The following is a 20,746-nucleotide window of genomic DNA, read 5'->3' as shown; positions in this document are numbered from 1 at the left end:
ACACCGTCAAACAAGACCTGACAACTAACCTGAACTAACTCGCCTCAACGAATCGGTCGAGACTCAAAAAAAGGAGGGTAACTTAAAGACAGCGACCCGAACGGGCCGCCAGATGTATTCAGAGCGGTTTATCGCCGTACCACCGTGGGGTGTAGACCCAGTTTCCACCCTCGGCACGAGGGAAGACACAGGTCGTGGAAGAACCCACGAGCACCATCGTGCGCATATCGACCTGCTCCGGGGTCAACTGCCCCAGTGTCGTAACACGCAATGTCTGGCCGGGACGGCCTATGTCGCGCCCCAAGACCACCGGAGTATCCGGTGCGCGGTGTTCAGCCACGATCTCAAGCGCCCGCCCCAGCTGCCATGGGCGAGCACGGGAAATCGGATTGTAGAACGCCAGGGCCAGGTCGGCTTCGGCCGCCAGGGCCAGGCGTTTCTCGATAATCGACCAGGGCTTGAGGTTGTCCGACAGCGACATCACGCAGAAATCGTGCCCCAGCGGCGCGCCGGCCTGGGCGGCGGTGGCCAGGGAGGCCGACACGCCCGGCAGGATTTGCAAGTCGACGTTATGCCAGCCCGGGTCACTGGATTCATGCAACGCTTCGAGCACCGCCGCCGCCATGGCGAATACGCCAGGGTCACCCGAAGACACCACCACCACCGATCGCCCCTGGGCAGCCAGTTCAAAGGCGTGCCGGGCGCGCTGCATCTCTTCACGATTGTCGGTGCAATGCTGCATCTGGTCGGCACGGAAAGGGCCGGCCATGCGCACATAGGTTTCATACCCCAGCACGTCGGTGGCGCGGTCAAGTTCGGCGCGCACGGCCGGCACCATCAGCTCGGCCGCGCCAGGGCCAAGACCGATCACCGCCAGACGTCCGCGCGCGCGTCCGATCCGTTGCGGATCGACGGGTTGTGCGGCCACGGCAATGGCGATATTGCCCGTGGTCTGAATCGATACCGGCTGCCCCAAGGCACCGGCAAGCCACTGCGCGACGCTGCCGTCGGGCGCGGCGAATCGCAGCGGTACGCCCAAGGCCGAAGCGGCTTGCTGCAATTGCGGGCGCGCCATGTCGCTGTCCGCCGCCAACAGGCAGGCCAGTGACTGCACTGCAAGCCCCGCCTGGGCCAGCGCTTGGACAATGGCGGTGGAATCGTCTGACGCGCCGGCGCTCACCGCGACCACGACGTTGCGCGGATAGATGCGCAACTCATCCGCCGCCGGCACGCCCGCGGCACTGTCGACACGAATCGCCAGCCGCGCCTGTGCATCCTGTGGCAACTGCGCCTGGTCCAGCCACGGCGCCGAGCCCTCGATCCGCACCGGCTCACCGGCCAACAGGTCGGACACGAAGCGCTTGCCTTGCTCCAGGTCGCCAAGGCTGTAGCCGCCTGGCGGATTAAGCAGGCATGTGCCGAAACGCAATTCGCCGCTGGTGGTGATGGCCGGCGCGACTTGGAGCGCCCCGGCAATCTCGCGGGCCATGACGTTCACGCCCCCCAGGCCGCCCAGTAACGGCACCACGGCGCTGCCATCCTCGGCCACGGCGAGCACCGGCGGCTCGACGCCCTTCTCCAGCAACAGCGGCGCCAGCGTGCGGATGACAATGCCAGCCGCGCATAGCGCGATGATCGGCGAATCCTCCTGATAGAGCTGGCGCAACGTTGCGCCAAACTCGGCGTATGGCCGATCGCTGCCCTCGACCCGGCCCGCCAGCCCATGGATCAAAGCCTCGGGATAACGTTGCTGGATTCGCCGGGCCGTTGCCAGGCTGCCGGTGCCGAGAATGACAATGGCAGGAGCTTTTGCCGTCATCCCTGCCACCGTTCGCCAGGGACGATGATCAGCGAGAAATACGGCGAGGACATCGGCTCGACTTCATCCAGCGGGACGATTTTCTGGTTGGCCATGGTAGCTCGCTCCACATACAACGCCCGCCCATCCAGACCCAGCTCCTGCAACACCTGTCGAACCTTGGGGAAGTTGCGTCCCAGCTTCATGATGACCGCCGCGTCGGCGTCGGCCAGCCGGCGCTTGAGTTCCCCGTGGGGCAATACCCCCGAAAGCACCGACAAGCTCTGGTTGCGATAGACCAGCGGCGCGCCGAGCACCGAGGCACCACCGAGCATCGAGCACACGCCCGGGATGACTTGGGCGACATAACGCTCGGCCAGCCGATCGTGCAGATACATGTAGGAGCCGTAGAAGAACGGGTCGCCCTCGCAGATGACCGCCACGTCGCGACCGGCGTCCAGGTGTACGGCCAACTGTTCGGCGGCGGTGTCGTAGAAATCGGCGATCACCTCTTCATAGGACAGCGGCGCTGGCAGCACCTCGGTGGTGACTGGATAGACCAGCGGCAGCAACGTTTGCGCGACCTGCAAATGCGCCTCGATGATGCCGAAAGCGTTGCCCTTCTTGCCCTTCGCGACGAAGTACGCCACCACGGGCGATTCGCGCAGCAGGCGCAAGGCTTTGACTGTGATCAGTTCGGGGTCACCGGGCCCTACGCCGAGGCCGATCAGGCGTCCTGGCTGCTGCATCATTCCACCTCCGTGGCGAGGGCGTTGACGGCGGCGGCGGCCATGGCGCTGCCGCCGAGCCGCCCTTGCATGATCACGAACGGCACGCCCCGGCTGTTGGCCGCCAGCGCCGCCTTGGATTCGGCGGCGCCGACAAACCCCACCGGAAAACCGAGGATCAGGGCCGGTTTTGGCGCCCCGGCGTCGAGCATTTCCAGCAGGTAGAAGAGTGCCGTTGGAGCATTGCCGATGACCACGACGCTGCCTTCCAGGTGTGGGCGCCACAGCTCAAGGGCCGCCGCCGAGCGGGTGTTGCCCAGGTCCAGGGCCAACGCCGGCACGCGCTCGTCACGCAAGGTGCAGATCACCGGATTGTTGGCCGGCAGGCGAGCCCGCGTCACGCCCTCGGAAACCATCCGCGCGTCGCACAGGATCGGCGCGCCGGCCGCCAGCGCCTGGCGACCGGCCGTGCCCGCGCCCTCGGAAAACTGCAGGCCATCGACCGCCTCGACCATGCCGCAAGCGTGGATCACCCGCACCGCGAGTTTTTCCAGATCGGCCGGTATGCGCGCCAGGTTGGCCTCGGCGCGGATGATCGCGAAGGAGTTGCGATAGATCTCCTGACCGTCGCGGATGTAATCAAGCATCAAGGGGGCTCCGGGGATGAGCGTCGAGCCAGTGGTCGAGCGCTTCGATAGTCAGATTGTGCGCCTGCAACGCGCCGAAACCCGGCAGCGTCGCATCGCGAAAATACAGGTCATAACGACCGGGGGCGACCGCCAACAAGGTGACGGGCGCGATATGGGCCGCCGCGCAGGAACGCGGGCAACCGGACAAATGAATGCTCAGCGCCTGGCCACGGCGGTGCAGCCGCTCCGCCAATTGGTGAGCGTCGGCCTTGGTGTCGGCCATGGCCTTGGCGCAGCCACTGGACCCGGTGCACGCGATGAGCTGCGCCAGGGGCTGATCGACCGAAACCAACAGGCCCAGCGCCTGGAGCCGCGCCAGTACACCGGCGGCGTTATCGGCGCGAACGTTAGGCAGCAACAGGCTTTGCCAAGGGGTGAAACGAAGGCTGCCGTCGCCCTTCTCCCGCGCCAGCCGCGCCGCGCCGCGCAGCATGGCGGCATCGAGCCGGCCCAGGGGAACCGCGGCGCCAACGAAAACGCCCTCGTCATGCTGGGGATGAATACCGATGTGCAAGCCATCAGTCGAAGCAACCCGCCGCCAATCCGGGCAGGGTTGCAGCGGTACCCGGCGGGCCAAAAGCGTGACGAATTCATCCGCGGAGAGTTCAGCCAGCAACTCACGCATGCGGTTCTGGTCGGGGCGGGCCAGGTCGAGGAACAGCTCAAGTACCGCCACCACCAAGGCGTGCCCTTCGGCCAGGGGTACCCGTCCCGCCGGCTCGTCCAGCGGGACGCCAGCGAAGCCGAAGGCCAGCCAGGGCTCACCATCGCGTACCAACGCCGACAACCACAGGTCGTGGTGATGTTCCAGCATCGCCAGTGCTTCTGCACCGTCCAGTTGCACGGCGAACTTGGCCGACAGTTCATGGAAACGTTCGTGGGTTTGCAACGTAGTGAGGATCTGTTCGGCCAATGGGCGAGTGTCGATGAGCATCCGCCGATCGATGCCGGCCGAGGGGCTGAGCATGAGATTGCGCACGTCATCGCCGGCCGGATTGCGAGGGCCAAGCCCAGCAGCCAGCAAAGACTCGATCAGCGCGTCGCGCTCGGGGCCGATCCCACGAACTTGCAGGTTGGCTCGGTTGGTCGCCTCGATCACACCGCCGGCGAACCGCTCGGCCACCAATGCCACGGCCTCGGCCTGGTCCGCCTGGATCGAACCGCCATCGAGCTTGATCCGACAGATCCCACCGTCCAGCGCCTGGACGACACGCAGCAACCCGGGGCAACCCGAGGGGCGTATGACGTGGCGGGACGGACGTTCGTTCAAGTTATAACCGGCAAGTAGGAGCGCCGCATCGGCGAAAGGCCGCCATTATGCCTGCTTTGCCTGGGGTCATGAAAAGCTTGCTGGTCGGATTGCCGATCGTGCATACACAAATCCTGCATCCATCACACATCCCACTGTGGGAGCAATGCTGTTCAGTAAAGGCGAACACTTGGGAGCGAGCTTGCTCGCGATAGCGGTGTGCCTGAAAAAATGAGTGTTGAATGTGACGCCGGCATCGCGAGCAGGCTCGCTCCCACGAGGGATGGTCCACGCCTGATCCGCCAGGGCGCGGTATGATGGCGGCCCGGTTCGCGGACGCAACCAGTGCGCCGAACAACCCCATTTATTCGAGGAACAGAGATGACCCCCTGGCTGACTGTAGTGGGCATCGGTGAAGATGGCTTCAAGGGCCTGGGCCGAACGGCTCGCCATGCATTGCTGCGGGCGCCGCGGATTCTGGGCAGCGCTCGCCAGTTGGAACTGTTGCCACTGTGTATTCGCGGCGAAAGGGAGCTATGGCCCAGCCCGTTCTCCCTGGAGCCGCTGCTGGCTCGAAAGGGCGAAGCAGTGTGCGTGCTGGCCAGCGGCGATCCGATGTTCTATGGCGTGGGCGCCAGCCTGGCGAAACAAGTGCCGGGTGATCAGATGCTGGTCATCCCCGCGCCGTCCTCTTGTTCGCTGGCGGCGGCGCGCATGGGCTGGCCGCTGCAGGACGTGGTCCCGCTGTCGCTGGTGGCGCGCCCCCTGGCGGTGCTCAATGGGTATTTATCCACAGGCGTGAGGCTGTTGCTGCTGAGCAATGATCGCCACAGCCCCGGCGCGGTGGCGACGTTGCTGCGCGAGCGCGGCTTCGGCCCGAGCGCCATGACTGTGCTGGAGCATCTCGGCGGTGCGGCAGAACGCCGGATCGACGGTTGCGCCGCGCAATGGTCCGATGAAACCGTCGCCGACCTGAACCTGATCGCCATCGAATGCCGGGCCGAACCATCGACACAGCGCCTGTCACGCCTGGCCGGTCTGCCGGACACCGCGTTCGAACATGACGGCCAATTGACCAAGCGCGACGTGCGCGCCATCACCCTCGCCCGCCTCGCCCCCACGCCTGGTGAATTGCTGTGGGATGTCGGTGCCGGGAGCGGCTCCATCGGCATCGAATGGATGCGCACCCACCCCAGTTGCCGGGCCCTGGCCATCGAAGTCGACGAGGGCCGCCAAGGCTTGATCGAACGCAACCGCGACACACTCGGCGTGCCGGGCCTGCAATTGATTCGCGGCAGCGCCCCGCAAGCGTTGGAAAACCTGGAGCGGCCGGACGCGGTATTCATCGGCGGCGGCGTCACCCGCGAAGGCGTACTCGACACCTGCTGGGCCCACCTCAAGCCCGGCGGGCGGCTCGTCGCCAACGCCGTGACCCTGCAGAGCGAAATGACCCTCATGGGCTGGCGCGAACGCCATGGCGGTGAGCTGACCCGCATCCACATTGCCCAGGCGCAGCCGTTGGGTGAGTTCGACACCTGGCGCCAGGCGCTGCCGATTACCTTGCTGGACCTGACGAAGCCCCTCGATGCGTGACGAAACCGCCGAACAACCCGCCCCCCTGCGTAGCGGCCTGACCACCGGCAGTTGCGCCACCGCCACCAGCCTGGCGGCGGCCCGCTTGTTGTTGCGCGGCACCGAGGCCGACGCCGTGGAAATCGTCTTGCCCAAGGGCAAGCAGGTGCAGATGCGCCTGGAGTTCTGCCGATTGACCGAGCAAGGCGCCGAGGCCGGGACGATCAAGGACGCTGGCGATGACCCGGACGTAACCCACGGCGCCCTGCTGTTTTCCCAAGTGCGCTTGGTAGCCGAACCCGGCGTGCGCTTCGTCGCCGGTCGCGGCGTGGGCACGGTGACGCGACCGGGGCTGGTGCTGGGCGTCGGTGAGCCGGCAATCAACCCGGTGCCACGCCAGATGATCAACGATCACCTGGGCCGGCTGGCCGAGGAAAGCGGCTACGCCGGTGGCTTCGAAGTCACGGTCAATGTCGAGGGTGGCGAAGCCTTGGCGCTGAAAACCATGAACCCGCGACTGGGCATTCTCGGCGGCCTGTCGATCCTTGGCACCAGCGGCATCGTCCGGCCCTTTTCCTGCGCGGCCTACATCGCCTCGATCCACCAGGGCATCGATGTGGCGAAAACCAACGGCTACCTGCACATCGCCGCCTGCACCGGCAACGCCAGCGAAGACACCATGCGCCGGGTCTATAATCTGCCGGAAATCGCCCTGATCGAAATGGGCGATTTCGTCGGCGCCGTGCTCAAGCATGTGCGCAAGGTACCCGTGGAAAAACTCAGCCTCTGCGGCGGCTTTGGCAAGATCAGCAAACTTGCCGCCGGCCACATGGACCTGCACAGCCGCCATTCGAGCATCGACCTGCCACAACTGGCCGAATGGGCCGCCGCCCTCGGCGCCGATGAGGTTTTGCAACAGGGCATCCGGCAAGCCAATACCAGCCAGCAAGCCCTGGCAATGGCCAGCGCCGCCGGCATCGCCCTCGGCGATGCGGTGTGCGAGCACGCGCTGGCCTTCGCCCGCAGCGTGGTGCCGGCCCAGGTCCAGGTCGAAGTCTTCGCCATCGACCGCCAGGGTGGGATTGTCGGCCACGCCGGAGCCTTGTCATGAAGAGCCTTGAAATGAAACGCATCCTGCTCCTCGGTGGCGTCACCGAAGCCCTGGCCATCGCCCGCACGCTTGGCCCCCAGCACATCTACAGCTTGGCCGGCATCGGCCGCATCCCCACCGACCTGACCTGCCAGGTGCGCGTCGGCGGCTATGGCGGCGCCGCAGGATTGGCGCAATTCATCCGCGCCGAGGGCATCGAGCTGCTGTTGGATGCAACTCACCCCTACGCCGCCCAAATCAGCCACAACGCCGCCCATGCGGCCCACGCCTGTGCCATCCCCTGCTGGGCCCTGCGCCGTCCGGCCTGGCAGCCCCGGGCCGGCGATGACTGGCGCGAAGTCGCCGACTGGGCCGAACTGATCCAAGCCCTGCGCCCCTTCCACCGGCCTCTGTTCACCCTTGGCCGAGAGCCGCTGCAACACATGCATGAAATCCCGCCAGAGCAATTCTGGACCTTGAGGGCGTTGGACGTTTACCCCGGCAATGAGCGCTGCGAAGTGATCGGAGCCCGGGGGCCGTTTCATATCGAGGGCGAGCGTGAGCTGTTCGAACGGCGGCGGATCGATGTGCTGGTGAGCAAGAACAGCGGCAGCACCGCGACTGAACCGAAGCTGGACGTGGCGCGGCAGCGAGGAGTGCCGGTATTGGTACTGAAGCGGCCAATGTTGCCGGAGGTGGATCGGGAGTTTGGGACGGCGGATGAGGTGTTGCAGGGGCTGCGGCAGTTGGCCTGACAGAAACCTGCACAGTCCTACAAGCCTGTCCTGTCAGCACCACTCATCTGAAAATATTTTGCTACTGTTACTCACAAGCCCTGCGACCCTACACCGCACGTGGCTTTTTTACTTCTGCCTCCCGATCAGGCTAAATACCGGCCACCTGATCGCCCAACCGAGCGGATTGCCCCATGTCCCGACAACGGCTTGCATTTGCCTGGATCGCCTGCTTCGCAGTGCTGTTCAACATGCTCGCCATGCCGCTTTCCAATGGCAGCGGTACGACCGCCGACACGCCAACCGAACAATTGCTCTGGGGCAGTTTCTGCTCTTCCGGCGGAACAAAACTGGTGGCGATTTCCCTGGGTAAGTTCGAACAGGGAACGCCGCGACAGGATCCTCACTCGACCATGCAGCATTGCTGGTGCTGCTCAGGCCCGGCGCCGTTGGTGGCGATTGCCGGGCACGCCCCGCAGTTGTATCTGGATGCGCAACTGGCCCATCGCAATGTCGTCCATTCGAAGCTCGACAGCCCCACGCCACGCCAACAATGGCCCAGTCTAAATCCCCGCGCCTCGCCTCTGGCCTGATTCTTCCGCACCCACCTGCGCCCTGAATCGTTCCGGAGAATTGCCATGTTGAACAGACTCATCCTGCTGGTCGCCCTGCTGCTTCCCGTTGGCTTCGCCCAAGCTCACCAGTACAAGGCCGGGGAGCTTGAGATCGCCCACCCGTGGTCCCAGGAATTGCCGCCCAATGCGCCGACCGTCGCCGGCTACTTCATTATCCACAACGGCGGCAGGTCCGAGGATAAACTGCTCAGTGTCGACTCACCCATCGCCGGCAAGGCCGAGCTCCATGAACATGTGATGCAAAACGACTTGATGAAAATGCAACCGGTGGACGGCATAGTTATCGCTCCAGGCGCAACGGTGACCTTCGCACCGATGGCGTACCACGTAATGCTGCTGGACCTGAAGGACCGTAGCCTGCTCAGCGACGGCAAACGTTTCCCCATGACCTTGCATTTCGAAAAGGCCGGGGATGTCACGGTGAACGTCACGGTGCAGAAAAAAGCCCCCGACGGCACCCAAACGCACATGCACGCCCAATAGACATAGCCGCCCATGCAACTTCGTCGCACCAGCCTTTCCATGCACCGCCGTCAGCCATTGAGCCTGACCCGCGGTAGCTGGATCAGCCTGTTCGCCATGCTGATGATTTTTATCGGCCCGCTGGTTTCCCAGTCGATGCCGATGGATCAGCGCATGTCCATGTCCACGCCTGTATCCATAGGCATGGACATGGACATGGAGATGGGCATGGACATGTCGGCACACGAAGCGCCAGCAGATGACGATTGCCCGCCCCAGAGCGACCATCATGCGCTGTGGGAGAAATGCGGTTATTGCAGCCTGCTGTTCAACTGCCCCGCGTTGCCTGGCGGCCACACGTTCACCGTCTTCGCCACACCGTTTACCCGCACCTACACGAGCCCTTTCCCGCGCCTGGGCCATGCCCGACCGGCGCTCTTCCCTGGCGCCCGCACCCGCGCACCGCCCCTCGACGCGTAAGCCTGACGCTTGCTCACCCGCATGCGGGACAGCCCAAGGCTGTCCTGCATGCGGGTATGAGCGCCTGACAGCTTGGCCGAAGCAAACATAAAAAACTGTGGGAGCGAGCCTGCTCGCGAAAGTGATGTGTCATTCACATCATTGTTGGCTGGTCCGCTTTCGCGAGCAGGCTCGCTCCCACATCGATTGCATCGTTCAGCCCCCATTTGAAGAACCGAATTTGCCCTGCGGAGCGCTTTGCAATGAGCCTACCGAAACCGAACTTCTACAACCTGGCCTGGCGCTGGCATTTTTATGCCGGGCTGTTCGTGGCGCCGTTCATGGTCATGCTGGCCCTGACCGGCATCATTTACCTGTTCAAGCCGCAACTCGACCCATTGATGTACGGCAACCTGTTGAACGTACCGGCCGGGCATCACACCCTGGCAGCCGACGATCTGCTCAAGCAGGTCCGCCAGGCCTACCCCGAAGGCCAGGTCAAGCAGTACCTGCCACCGGTCAGCGCCGAACGCAGCGCGCAATTCGTGGTGATCGACAAGGGCCACGAGCTGAACGTCTTCATCGACCCCTTCCGTGGCAACGTACTCGGCGAGCAGGATGCAAAAAACAATTTGCAAGCCATGGCCCGGGCGATCCATGGCGAGTTGCTGATCGGCACGGTGGGTGACCGCTTGGTGGAAATGGCCGCCGGCTGGGGCGTGGTGCTGGTGGTTTCCGGCCTGTACCTGTGGTGGCCGCGCGGGCAGTCGTCGGCCGGCGTCCTCTGGCCGCGCTGGAGCGCGCGCGGGCGGGTGTTCTGGCGTGACCTGCACGTCGTCGTCGGCTTCTGGGGCGCCGCGTTCCTGCTGGTGATGTTGCTCAGCGGCATGACCTGGACCGGCTTCTGGGGCAAGCAATACGCGGACCTCTGGAACCGCTTCCCGGCGGCGATGTGGAATGACGTGCCCAAGTCCGACGTCGAAGCCGGCAGCCTCAACAACGCTCACCGCCAGACCGTGCCATGGGCCATGGAGAACACGCCGATGCCGATGTCCGGCGACCATGCCGAACACATGGCCCACGGCGGCATGCACGAAGGCCCCGCCGCGCCAACCATCAGCCTGCAGGCGGTGCAGGACATCGCCGCCGAACGCCAGGTCGAGCCCGGCTACAGCATCACCTTCCCAACGACCGCCTCGGGCGTGTTCACCATCGCCGTGTTCGCCGATGACCCGCGCAACGACGCGACTCTGCACGTGGACCAATACACCGGCAAGGTCCTGGCCGATGTGCGCTGGGAACATTACAGCGTCGTGGCCCGCGCCACCGAAACCGGCGTGATGCTGCACGAAGGCAAGATGTTCGGCCCGCTGAACCAGATCCTTGTGCTGCTGGTTTGCCTGATGATCCTGCTCAGCGCCGTGAGCGGCGTGGTGATCTGGTGGAAGCGCCGGCCCCTGGGCAAGTTCGGCGTCCCGCCGCTGCGCCACGACCTGCCGACGTGGAAGACCGGGGTGTTCATCATGCTGGCCCTGGCGGTGGTGTTCCCGCTGGTGGGGGTTTCGCTGGTGGTGGTGTGGTTGCTGGACCGGCTCGTCACACGCTTGAATCGTCAACCTGAGATCGTCTCATCTTCAAGCTGAAGACCGCGCGTTAACGAAAAGCGGCGCGAAACCTCTACAATCGCGCCCGCTTCCCAAAGGATGAATACCTTCCCCTGTAGGAGCGAGCCTGCTCGCGATCGCAATCGGTCAGTCGCATCTTAATCGGCTGACCCACCGCGATCGCGAGCAGGCTCGCTCCCACAATGGACTGGGGTTGCGAGCCAATAACTTGAGTGAACGCATGACCTCCCTGACCCTTTCCAATCTCGCCTGGACGCCCCTGGGCCATGGCCATTGCCATCACCAGTTCCAGCTGCGTGACGCCACGTTGCAGGTGGCGGCCGGGGAGTTTGTCGGATTGATCGGCCCCAATGGCAGCGGCAAGACCAGCCTGTTGCGCTGCGCCTATCGCTTCAGCCGGCCGGAACAGGGGGAGGTCAGACTCGAGCATCACAACCTCTGGCAACAATCCTCGCGCTGGTGCGCACAGCGCATCGCCGTGGTGCTGCAAGAGTTTCCCGACGCCTTCGGCCTGACGGTGAAAGAAGTGGTCGCCATGGGTCGCACGCCTCATAAGGGCTTGTTTGATGGCGACAACGAAGAAGACCGCAGATGGGTGCTCCAGGCGTTGGAATCGGCGGGGCTCGAAGGCTTTGGCGATCATGCCTTCGCCACGTTGTCGGGCGGGGAAAAACAGCGGGTGATCCTTGCTCGCGCCCTGGCCCAACAACCGCAGTTGTTGATCCTCGACGAACCGACCAACCACCTCGACCCCCACTATCAGTTGCAATTGCTCCAACTGATCAAGGGCCTGGGCATCGGCACCCTCGCCAGCCTCCACGACCTCAACCTGGCGGCCGCCTTCTGCGATCGCCTGTACGTGATCGAACATGGGCGCATCGTCGCCAGCGGCACGCCCAGGGATGTCCTCACCGCCGAGCTGTTGCGCGAGGTGTTCGGCGTCGAAGCCCTGGTGGACGAACATCCCCTGTCCGGCTACCCACGAATCACTTGGATAACCCAACCATGACCTTGCGCTTGCTGCTGTTGCTACCCCTGCTGCTGGGCAGTGCCCATGCCCTGGCCGAAGCCACCCGCTACCCCTTGACGATCCAGAGCTGCAATCGCCAGGTGGTGTTCAACGAGGCCCCTCGCCACGCCGTCAGCCATGACATCAACATGACGCAGATGATGCTCGCTTTGGGCCTCAAGCCGCGCATGGTCGGCTACAGCGGCATCAGCGGTTGGAAATCGGTGACACCCGAGATGGCGAAGATCCTCGAAGGCCTGCCGGAACTGGCCGCCAAATACCCCTCGGTGGAAACCCTGCTCGATGCCAACGTCGATTTCTTCTTCGCCGGCTGGGACTACGGCATGCGCGTGGGCGGCGACCTGACCCCGCAAACCCTGCAACCACTGGGCATCAACGTGTACGAGTTGACCGAATCCTGCGCCTTCGTGATGAAACGTCCGCCGGCTTCCCTGGAAGACACCTACAACGACCTGCGCAACCTGGGGAAAATTTTCGACGTGCAGGACCGCGCCGATGCGCTGATCGAGACGATGCAGGCCCAGGTGGCCGAGGTGCGCAAGCATCTTCCAACCCAAAGACAGCGCGTGTTCCTGTATGACAGCGGCGAAGATCGCGCCATGACCTCTGGGCGCCTGGGCATGCCCCAGGCCCTGATCGACGCTGCCGGCGGACGCAACATCCTCGATGACGTGGAAACCAGTTGGACCCGGGTGAACTGGGAGAACGTGGTGGAGCGCAACCCCCAGGTCATCGTGATCGTCGACTATGGCGAAGTCAGTGCCGAGCAGAAGCAGCAGTTCTTGCTGGCGAACCCGGCGCTGCAATCGGTGGATGCGATCAAGCACCGGCGCTTCATCGTGATCCCCTACGTGCAGGCCACCCCGGGCATCGATAACGTGCTGGCGGTGCAAACCCTGGCGCGGGGTTTCCACGGCCAATGAACGATCGTCGCTACGCCGCCCTGCTGATGACTCTCGGCGCGCTGTTGCTGGTGTCGTGCGTGGTGTCCCTGGGCTTCGGGCCGGCGCGGGTGCCGGTGGCCGTGGTCTGGGACCTGTTGCTGCACAAGGCCTTCGGTGTCGGCGAGGTGTATTGGACGCCCGGCCAGGAACATATCGTCTGGCTGATACGCGTCCCGCGCCTGCTGCTCGGAGCCCTGGTGGGCGCGGGGCTGGCGTTGATCGGCGCGGTGCTGCAAGCGGTCACGCGCAACCCACTGGCCGATCCGCATCTGCTGGGCGTCACCTCCGGCGCGACCCTGGGTGCGGTGATCGTGGTGTTGCATGTCGGTGAAATCATCGGCCTGCTGACCCTGCCCCTCGCCGCGTTCATCGGTGCATTGCTGAGCATGTTGCTGGTGCTGGCCATCGCTGCCCGCCACGGTCGCCTGGAGAGCGATCGGCTATTGCTGTGTGGCGTGGCGGTGTCCTTCGTGATGATGGCGGCGGCCAACCTGCTGTTATTCCTCGGTGATCATCGCGCCAGTTCGGCGGTGATGTTCTGGATGCTCGGTGGCCTGGGCCTGGCGCGCTGGGAACTGCTGGCCGTGCCAGCCGCCAGCGTGCTGTTGGGGCTGGTGTTGCTGCTGGGCATGGCCCGGCCCTTGAACGCGCTGATGGCCGGCGAGCAGACCGCCGTGACCCTGGGCCTGAACGCGGCGAAGGTGCGGCTGTGGATTTTCCTGATCGCGTCCTTGATGACCGGCGTGCTGGTGTCCATCAGCGGCTCGATCGGCTTTGTCGGGTTGATGGTGCCGCACATCGCCAGGCGCCTGGTGGGCGCCGAGCACCGTCGGTTGTTGCCTGCCTGCGTGCTGCTCGGCAGCCTGTTCCTGGTGTGGGTGGACGTGGCGGCCCGCACGCTGATCGCGCCGGAGGATTTGCCGATTGGGGTCGCTACCGCGGCCATCGGCGGGCTTTTCTTCATTGGCTTGATGCGCCGTCGTTGAAAAGATGCTTCTTTTTGTACACGCCGAACAGCTCGGTCCCCAGCCCGCCATGACGAAAATGCTCAAGCTCCGCTCGGACCATATCAATGACCAGCGCCCGATCTTGCGCTTGTTCAAGATTGAAATTTCCACTGTAGGCCAGATTGACCATTCGCCAGAGGAAGCAGTTGGTACGGTAAACATCCACAGGCTTGAGCCAGCGTTCAAGCAGCGCGGTGATGTCCTCGCTTCGAATCCCCTCGAAACACCCAATCGAGTGGTCCTTGTCTGGAATGACTGCATCGACGACCTGGGTATCGGCATTTAACCGATAACGCGCCGGCAAGGCTGAGAACGCCGCATCAGCAGCGACTATCGCGTCGGGCCACAAGCGATTGCCATTACGTCCCACCGCCTCCCCGACACTCCAGAACTCGCCGTCATTTTTCAAACTGCGGGAGATAAAGAACATGACCTTTTCCAGCTCTACCAAATGATGCAATGCCGAAACACAAATAATGACATCCCACTGCTCACCGGTAGGCACCAGGTTGTTCGCATCCGCCACGATCAAGTCGAGGCTGATGCCTGGCGGAAACTGCTTTGCAGCGATCTGCAGCAGGTCCTCATTGATATCCAACAGCGACCACTGCACCCCTTCGGGAATAGCCGCCGACAGGCCCGCCTCTATCCGCGCGGCGCCACTGCAGATCGACAAGACTTTTATTTCCCCATGATCCCTGACTTTCTGGCGCAGCCTCGCTTGGAAATCAGGCGGAGTTTGCGGGACATTCGCCCTCAGGAGACGAGTCGCATAGGAGTAGGCTGCCTCACCTTCGAACGGTTCGAGGATCACAACATCAGCCTGCGCACCACGCTCTGGCGCAGGAGCCATTCCATCCAATCGGCGCACGTTGCGAGCAACGCCCATTGCATTAGCACGCTGTTGTTCCTGCACTTTGGAGTAGAACTCGTTCCGGTAGACGCTACTGAAATGCGCTATCTCGTTTTTCATGCGCATTGAATGATGTGTCTTAGCCAGAAGGGCCTTCATCTCCTCCTCCCTGGCGATGCACAAGTCAGATATCGCTAGCCAGTCGGCGGTAGGATCGTTCTGCGCACCTGGCCCGCACTCTATCAAGAGACGGCCACGTTTGCCGGCCAACCAAGCCAGATCCAGCGTTACCGTCCTGCATTCCGACGGCGTAGGCCCTCCTCCAAAATGAAACATGCCAAGTGGACATTCGGCTTGGGCCCCATCATCCAAAAAAACAAAGGCACAGGTGAGCCCATCCAAACTGATGCTGGGCAGGGCAGCCGAAAAGCGAACGTATAACCTTGAATCAGAAGACACCCTCAGCGTGCTACTTCGAAGGCGTTCACCAGCGGTGAGAATCAGCGAATACCGTCCTTCCCTCAAATGCGTCACATGCATCCATCGGGGATGCTCGGCCCGTCTGACTTCAGGCAGCACGTCAAAAACAGCCGTCTCGTCCAAAAGAAAATGGTTCGCAACGCCAGCGTCATTCAAACGGATTCCCCTACTTCAGAATGGCAGAAGCGTCAGCATAGTCGGGCAGTTGAAAATTTCACCTTGAGTCAACCCCGATCCACGCCCCAATGCGGAGCGGCACATTGCACCAACACCCGCGATACGGTCACTGATGGTGCATTGTCATTTTCCTGCCTCGCCGCCATCCCCGCGTTTCAACGCCTTTCTCCAACTGGGCACACCCCTTGCAAAAGCGCTTCCAGCGTTTGCATCTGCCCTTAACAATCATAAGTCCACGGAGATCGCACAATGAAGCGTCGTAGCTTGATCAAGGCTTTTACACTCTCGGCAAGCATTGCCGCGATGGGCATGACCTGGACCGTCCAGGCCGCCGAGACCATCAAGGTTGGCATCCTGCATTCGCTGTCCGGGACCATGGCGATCTCCGAGACGTCCCTCAAGGACATGGCGTTGATGACCATCGACGAGATCAACGCCAAGGGTGGGGTCAACGGCAAGAAGCTCGAAGCGGTGGTCGTGGACCCGGCGTCGAACTGGCCGCTGTTCGCCGAAAAGGGCCGGCAATTGCTGACCCAGGACAAGGTCGCCGTGGTGTTCGGCTGCTGGACCTCGGTGTCGCGTAAATCCGTGTTGCCGGTGTTCGAAGAGCTCAATGGCCTGCTGTTCTACCCTGTGCAATACGAAGGCGAAGAAATGTCGCCGAACGTCTTCTACACCGGCGCGGCGCCGAACCAGCAGGCGATTCCGGCGGTGGAATACCTGATGAGCGAAGAAGGCGGCAGCGCCAAGCGCTACTTCCTGCTGGGCACCGACTACGTCTACCCGCGCACCACCAACAAGATCCTGCGCTCGTTCCTGCACTCCAAAGGCGTGGCGGACAAGGACATCGAAGAGGTCTACACCCCATTCGGCCACAGCGATTACCAGACCATCGTGGCCAACATCAAAAAATTCTCGGCCGGCGGCAAGACTGCCGTGATTTCCACCGTCAACGGCGACTCCAACGTGCCGTTCTACAAAGAGCTGGCGAACCAGGGCCTGAAGGCCACCGACGTACCGGTCGTGGCGTTCTCGGTGGGCGAGGAAGAACTGCGCGGCATCGACACCAAACCCTTGATCGGCAACCTGGCGGCGTGGAACTACTTCGAGTCCGTGGATAACCCGGCGAACAAGAAGTTCGTCGACTCCTGGAAAGCCTACGCCAAGGCCAAGAACTTGCCGGGTGCCGACAAAGCCGTGACCAACGACCCGATGGAAGCCACCTACGTCGGCATCCACATGTGGGCCCAAGCGGTGGAAAAAGCCAAGTCCACCGACGTCGACAAAGTCCGCGAAGCCCTGGCCGGCCAGACCTTTGCCGCACCGTCGGGCTACACCCTGACCATGGACAAGACCAACCATCACCTGCACAAGCCCGTGATGATCGGCGAGATCCAGGCCGACGGTCAGTTCAACGTGGTCTGGCAGACCGAAGGGCCGATCCGCGCGCAACCGTGGAGCCCGTTCATCGCCGGCAACGACAAGAAGCCTGACTACGCGGTGAAGAGCAACTGAGCCCATGGGAGTCGGCCCTGATCCCCGGGCCGACACACACCCCTTGTGGGAGCGAGCCTGCTCGCGATAGCGGCGGATCAGCCAGAAGACATGTGACTGACACACCGCTATCGCGAGCAAGCTGGCTCCCACAAAGAAAGAAGTTTGCGCAAGGCCTAGCATATGCCCACCGCCCTTTACCGCCTCATCCTCGCCCTGGCCCTGCTGTTGCCACTGGGCGCCCATGCCGGCGACGCCGAAGACTTCGTCGCCGCCAACCCGACCCAGCAGGCCAAGCTCCTGGAAACCTGGGCCGCGCAGCCGGAGCCTGAGCGTGTCGAACTGATCAACGCCTTGCAGCAAGGCCAGTTGACCGTCGATGGCCAACCCAAGACCCTGCGCCTGAACAACCGCTTGCGAGGGCTGATCGAAACCGCCCTGGCCAGCCATCAACTGCTCGCCGTCGATGCCGGCGTGCGCCTGGCTGCCGCGCAACAGCTGCAAAAAAGCGCCCGCCCGGCGCAACTGGCGTTCCTTGATCGGCAACTGGCCGGCGAGCAGGACGAAGATGTCCACGCCGCCCTGAGCCTGGCCCTGGCGAATTTGCAACTGGTGGACACCAACCCCGCCGTGCGCCTGGCGGCCGTGCGACTGCTGGGGGAAACCGGCGACCCGCTGGCCCGCACTCGCCTCGAAAACCTGCTCGAACCCGGTGTCGAAACCGATGCCGCCGTGCGCACCGCCGCCGAAACCAGCCTCGGCCAGGTCAAGCGCAAACTCCTGATCGGCGAGCTGCTGGGCCAGGCGTTCAGCGGCATGTCCCTGGGCTCGATCCTGCTGCTGGCCGCCCTTGGCCTGGCGATCACCTTTGGCTTGCTGGGGGTGATCAACATGGCCCACGGCGAGATGCTCATGCTCGGCGCCTATTCCACTTATGTGGTGCAGATGCTGTTCCAGCGCTTCGCCCCGAACGCCATCGAGTTCTATCCGCTGATCGCCTTGCCGGTGGCGTTTTTCATCACCGCCGCCATCGGCATGGCCCTGGAACGCACGGTAATCCGCCACCTCTACGGACGGCCCCTGGAAACCCTGCTCGCCACTTGGGGCATCAGCCTGATGCTGATCCAGCTGGTGCGCCTGGTGTTCGGCGCGCAGAACGTGGAAGTCGCCAACCCGGCCTGGCTGTCGGGCGGGATCCAGGTGCTGCCGAACCTGGTGCTGCCGTACAACCGCATCGTGATTATTGCTTTCGCGCTGTTCGTGGTGGTGCTGACCTGGTTGCTGCTGAACAAGACGCGCCTGGGCCTGAACGTGCGCGCCGTGACCCAGAACCGCAACATGGCCGCCTGCTGCGGCGTGCCCACCGGGCGGGTGGACATGCTCGCCTTCGGCCTCGGCTCGGGCATCGCCGGGCTCGGTGGCGTTGCCCTGAGCCAGATCGGCAACGTCGGCCCGGACCTGGGCCAGAGCTACATCATCGACTCGTTCCTGGTGGTAGTGCTCGGCGGCGTCGGCCAGTTGGCCGGCAGTGTGTTCGCCGCGTTCGGCCTGGGCATCGCCAACAAGATCCTCGAACCGCAGATCGGCGCCGTGCTCGGCAAGATCCTGATCCTCGCGCTGATCATTCTGTTTATCCAGAAGCGTCCGCAAGGCCTCTTCGCGCTTAAAGGACGGGTAATCGACTGATGAACCAGCCCCTGATGCTTACGGCCACGCAAAAGGCCGGACCCAAAGTCACCCTCGCCGTCGGCGCGGTGATCCTCGCCGTGCTGCTGAGCCTGCCAGTGTTGTCGCTGTTGGCGGTGGATAACCCGCTGCATGTCTCGGCATATACCCTGACCTTGGTGGGCAAGATCCTCTGCTACGCCATTGTCGCCCTGGCGCTGGACCTGGTCTGGGGCTACGCCGGCTTGCTCTCCCTGGGCCACGGCCTGTTCTTCGCGCTGGGCGGCTACGCCATGGGCATGTACCTGATGCGCCAAGCCGCCGGCGATGGCGTGCCGGCGTTCATGACGTTCCTGTCGTGGACCGAGCTGCCCTGGTACTGGGCCGGCACCGACAGCTTCCTCTGGGCGATGTGCCTGGTGGTGCTGGCGCCGGGCTTGCTGGCGCTGGTGTTCGGTTTCTTCGCCTTCCGCTCGCGGATCAAGGGCGTGTACTTCTCGATCATGACCCAGGCCCTGACCTTCGCCGGGATGTTGCTGTTTTTCCGCAACGAGACCGGCTTTGGCGGCAACAACGGCTTCACCAATTTCCGTTCGATCCTGGGCTTTGGCATCACCGAGCCGGGCACCCGCGCGGTGCTGTTTTTTGCCACAGTGCTGCTGTTGGTGGCGAGCCTGTTCATCGGCTGGCGCCTGGCTCGCAGCAAGTTCGGCCGGGTGCTGACCGCCCTGCGCGACGCGGAAAACCGCCTGATGTTCTGCGGCTACGATCCCCGTGGCTTCAAGCTGTTCGTCTGGGTGTTGAGCGCGGTGTTGTGTGGCCTGGCCGGGGCGCTGTACGTGCCGCAGGTGGGGATCATCAACCCCAGCGAAATGTCGCCGACCAACTCCATCGAGGCCGCCGTGTGGGTGGCGCTCGGCGGGCGCGGCACGCTGATCGGGCCGTTGCTGGGCGCCGGCGTGGTCAACGGCATGAAGAGCTGGTTCACCGTGGCGTTTCCGGAATATTGGCTGTTCTTCCTCGGTGCCCTGTTCATCGTCGTGACCCTGTATCTACCCAAAGGCGTTATCGGGCTGTTGAAGAAAAGGGGCGAACAATGAAAATCACACCGACAGCGGATTTCATGCTCGAACCGATTATTGAACCCCCTCTCGATGCCAATCGGGACCAAGGCAGCAGCCGCGACGCCATTGGCCTCGGCCGGGCCGCCGGCGTAGGCCTGAACACCCGCCACGGCACCATCCTGACCCTGGAAGACATCAGCGTCAGCTTCGACGGTTTCAAGGCGCTGAACGACCTGAACCTGTACATCGGCGTCGGCGAACTGCGCTGCATCATCGGCCCCAACGGCGCCGGCAAGACCACGCTGATGGATGTCATCACCGGCAAGACCCGTCCCAGCCACGGCAAGGCCTGGTTCGGCGAAACCCTCGACCTGACGACCATGAGCGAAGTCGAGATTGCCCAGGCCGGCATCGGGCGCAAGTTCCAGAAGCCGACGGTGTTCGAAGCCCTGAGCGTGTTCGAGAACCTGGAACTGGCGCTCAAGACCGACAAATCGGTGTGGGCCAGCCTGCGGGCGAAGCTGACCGGCGAGCAACGCGACCGCATCAGCGAAGTGCTCGAGACGATCCGCCTCGCCCCTTCGGCCAACCGCGCCGCCGGGCTGCTGTCCCACGGCCAGAAGCAGTTCCTGGAGATCGGCATGCTGCTGGTGCAGGACCCGCAACTGCTGCTGCTTGACGAGCCGGTGGCGGGCATGACCGACGCCGAAACCGACTTCACCGCCGAGCTGTTCAAATCCCTGGCGGGCAAGCATTCACTGATGGTGGTGGAGCACGACATGGGCTTCGTCGGCGCGATTGCCGACCACGTCACCGTGCTGCACCAGGGCAGCGTGCTGGCCGAAGGGTCGCTGGAACAGGTGCAGGCCGATGAGCGGGTGATCGAGGTGTACCTCGGTCGCTAGATCGAAACATGCTGTTCCCTGTGGGAGCGAGCCTGCTCGCGAATGCGGGGTATCAGTCGGGATAACTGTGACTGACACACCGCATT

19 protein-coding genes are annotated in these 20,746 nt (G+C 63.6%); 14 read left to right on the top strand and 5 right to left on the bottom strand.

Going from position 1 to position 20,746, the window contains the following annotated elements; all coding sequences use genetic code 11:
* Positions 1-118: 118 nt before the first annotated feature.
* The 4 genes from cobJ to cobG are packed head-to-tail and all read right to left on the bottom strand — an operon-like array spanning position 119 to position 4,485.
* Positions 119-1,819: a precorrin-3B C(17)-methyltransferase gene (gene cobJ / locus J3Q04_RS03265; protein WP_434607991.1), complete on the bottom strand. Its 1,701-nt coding sequence runs from the start codon at positions 1,817-1,819 to the stop codon at positions 119-121.
* On the bottom strand, positions 1,816-2,547 hold the full coding sequence (locus J3Q04_RS03260) for a precorrin-2 C(20)-methyltransferase (protein ID WP_434611672.1): 732 nt from the start codon (positions 2,545-2,547) through the stop codon (positions 1,816-1,818). The genes cobJ and J3Q04_RS03260 overlap by 4 nt, the downstream gene beginning before the upstream one ends.
* On the bottom strand, positions 2,547-3,173 hold the full coding sequence (locus tag J3Q04_RS03255; RefSeq protein ID WP_434560877.1) for a precorrin-8X methylmutase: 627 nt from the start codon (positions 3,171-3,173) through the stop codon (positions 2,547-2,549). The genes J3Q04_RS03260 and J3Q04_RS03255 overlap by 1 nt, the downstream gene beginning before the upstream one ends.
* On the bottom strand, positions 3,166-4,485 hold the full coding sequence (gene cobG, locus J3Q04_RS03250) for a precorrin-3B synthase (protein WP_434607993.1): 1,320 nt from the start codon (positions 4,483-4,485) through the stop codon (positions 3,166-3,168). The genes J3Q04_RS03255 and cobG overlap by 8 nt, the downstream gene beginning before the upstream one ends.
* Positions 4,486-4,845: 360 nt before the next feature.
* Between cobG and cbiE the strand changes: the two genes are divergently transcribed.
* The 10 genes from cbiE (at position 4,846) to J3Q04_RS03200 (ending at position 14,001) form a co-directional block, all read left to right on the top strand.
* Positions 4,846-6,057 (top strand): precorrin-6y C5,15-methyltransferase (decarboxylating) subunit CbiE, encoded by a 1,212-nt coding sequence (gene cbiE / locus J3Q04_RS03245; protein ID WP_434607996.1) that lies wholly within the window; start codon positions 4,846-4,848, stop codon positions 6,055-6,057.
* Positions 6,050-7,147: a cobalt-precorrin-5B (C(1))-methyltransferase gene (locus tag J3Q04_RS03240; protein WP_434560883.1), complete on the top strand. Its 1,098-nt coding sequence runs from the start codon at positions 6,050-6,052 to the stop codon at positions 7,145-7,147. Before cbiE ends, J3Q04_RS03240 begins: the two co-directional genes overlap by 8 nt.
* Positions 7,148-7,158: 11 nt before the next feature.
* Complete coding sequence (locus tag J3Q04_RS03235) at positions 7,159-7,881, top strand: cobalt-precorrin-6A reductase (RefSeq protein WP_434611673.1); 723 nt, start codon at positions 7,159-7,161, stop codon at positions 7,879-7,881.
* A gap of 173 nt (positions 7,882-8,054) precedes the next feature.
* The gene (locus J3Q04_RS03230; protein WP_434607998.1) at positions 8,055-8,453 is read left to right on the top strand and encodes a DUF2946 domain-containing protein; all 399 of its coding nucleotides are present in this window, start codon (positions 8,055-8,057) and stop codon (positions 8,451-8,453) included.
* 45 nt (positions 8,454-8,498) lie between these two features.
* Positions 8,499-8,978: a copper chaperone PCu(A)C gene (locus J3Q04_RS03225; RefSeq protein WP_434608000.1), complete on the top strand. Its 480-nt coding sequence runs from the start codon at positions 8,499-8,501 to the stop codon at positions 8,976-8,978.
* A gap of 12 nt (positions 8,979-8,990) precedes the next feature.
* A complete protein-coding gene (locus J3Q04_RS03220) occupies positions 8,991-9,437 on the top strand; it encodes a DUF2946 domain-containing protein (RefSeq protein WP_434608001.1) in 447 nt (148 codons plus the stop codon).
* A gap of 242 nt (positions 9,438-9,679) precedes the next feature.
* Complete coding sequence (locus J3Q04_RS03215) at positions 9,680-11,059, top strand: PepSY-associated TM helix domain-containing protein (protein WP_434608003.1); 1,380 nt, start codon at positions 9,680-9,682, stop codon at positions 11,057-11,059.
* 202 nt (positions 11,060-11,261) lie between these two features.
* The gene (locus J3Q04_RS03210; protein WP_434608005.1) at positions 11,262-12,050 is read left to right on the top strand and encodes an ABC transporter ATP-binding protein; all 789 of its coding nucleotides are present in this window, start codon (positions 11,262-11,264) and stop codon (positions 12,048-12,050) included.
* Positions 12,047-12,994, top strand: a complete 948-nt coding sequence (locus J3Q04_RS03205; protein ID WP_434608007.1) for an ABC transporter substrate-binding protein — start codon at positions 12,047-12,049, stop codon at positions 12,992-12,994. The genes J3Q04_RS03210 and J3Q04_RS03205 overlap by 4 nt, the downstream gene beginning before the upstream one ends.
* Positions 12,991-14,001, top strand: a complete 1,011-nt coding sequence (locus tag J3Q04_RS03200) for a FecCD family ABC transporter permease (RefSeq protein WP_434608009.1) — start codon at positions 12,991-12,993, stop codon at positions 13,999-14,001. Before J3Q04_RS03205 ends, J3Q04_RS03200 begins: the two co-directional genes overlap by 4 nt.
* On the opposite strand, the gene J3Q04_RS03195 is transcribed toward J3Q04_RS03200, so the two are convergent.
* Positions 13,976-15,511, bottom strand: a complete 1,536-nt coding sequence (locus J3Q04_RS03195) for a class I SAM-dependent methyltransferase (RefSeq protein WP_434608012.1) — start codon at positions 15,509-15,511, stop codon at positions 13,976-13,978. The two genes, J3Q04_RS03200 and J3Q04_RS03195, sit on opposite strands and share 26 nt — an antisense overlap.
* A gap of 270 nt (positions 15,512-15,781) precedes the next feature.
* Between J3Q04_RS03195 and urtA the strand changes: the two genes are divergently transcribed.
* From urtA to urtD, 4 genes are all read left to right on the top strand, one after another.
* The gene (urtA, locus tag J3Q04_RS03190) at positions 15,782-17,047 is read left to right on the top strand and encodes an urea ABC transporter substrate-binding protein (RefSeq protein ID WP_420766250.1); all 1,266 of its coding nucleotides are present in this window, start codon (positions 15,782-15,784) and stop codon (positions 17,045-17,047) included.
* 162 nt (positions 17,048-17,209) lie between these two features.
* Positions 17,210-18,712 (top strand): urea ABC transporter permease subunit UrtB, encoded by a 1,503-nt coding sequence (gene urtB, locus J3Q04_RS03185; RefSeq protein WP_434608014.1) that lies wholly within the window; start codon positions 17,210-17,212, stop codon positions 18,710-18,712.
* On the top strand, positions 18,712-19,791 hold the full coding sequence (urtC, locus tag J3Q04_RS03180; RefSeq protein ID WP_420766248.1) for an urea ABC transporter permease subunit UrtC: 1,080 nt from the start codon (positions 18,712-18,714) through the stop codon (positions 19,789-19,791). The genes urtB and urtC overlap by 1 nt, the downstream gene beginning before the upstream one ends.
* Positions 19,788-20,660, top strand: coding sequence for an urea ABC transporter ATP-binding protein UrtD (urtD, locus tag J3Q04_RS03175; protein WP_434608018.1), 873 nt, complete (start codon positions 19,788-19,790; stop codon positions 20,658-20,660). The genes urtC and urtD overlap by 4 nt, the downstream gene beginning before the upstream one ends.
* The last annotated feature ends 86 nt before the right edge of the window (positions 20,661-20,746 follow it).

It is taken from the genome of Pseudomonas sp. D4-21 (genome assembly GCF_051132125.1).
Classification (GTDB): domain Bacteria; phylum Pseudomonadota; class Gammaproteobacteria; order Pseudomonadales; family Pseudomonadaceae; genus Aquipseudomonas.
Note: the sequence above shows the minus strand (reverse complement) of the source record. Positions and strands in the feature narration are given on the sequence as shown.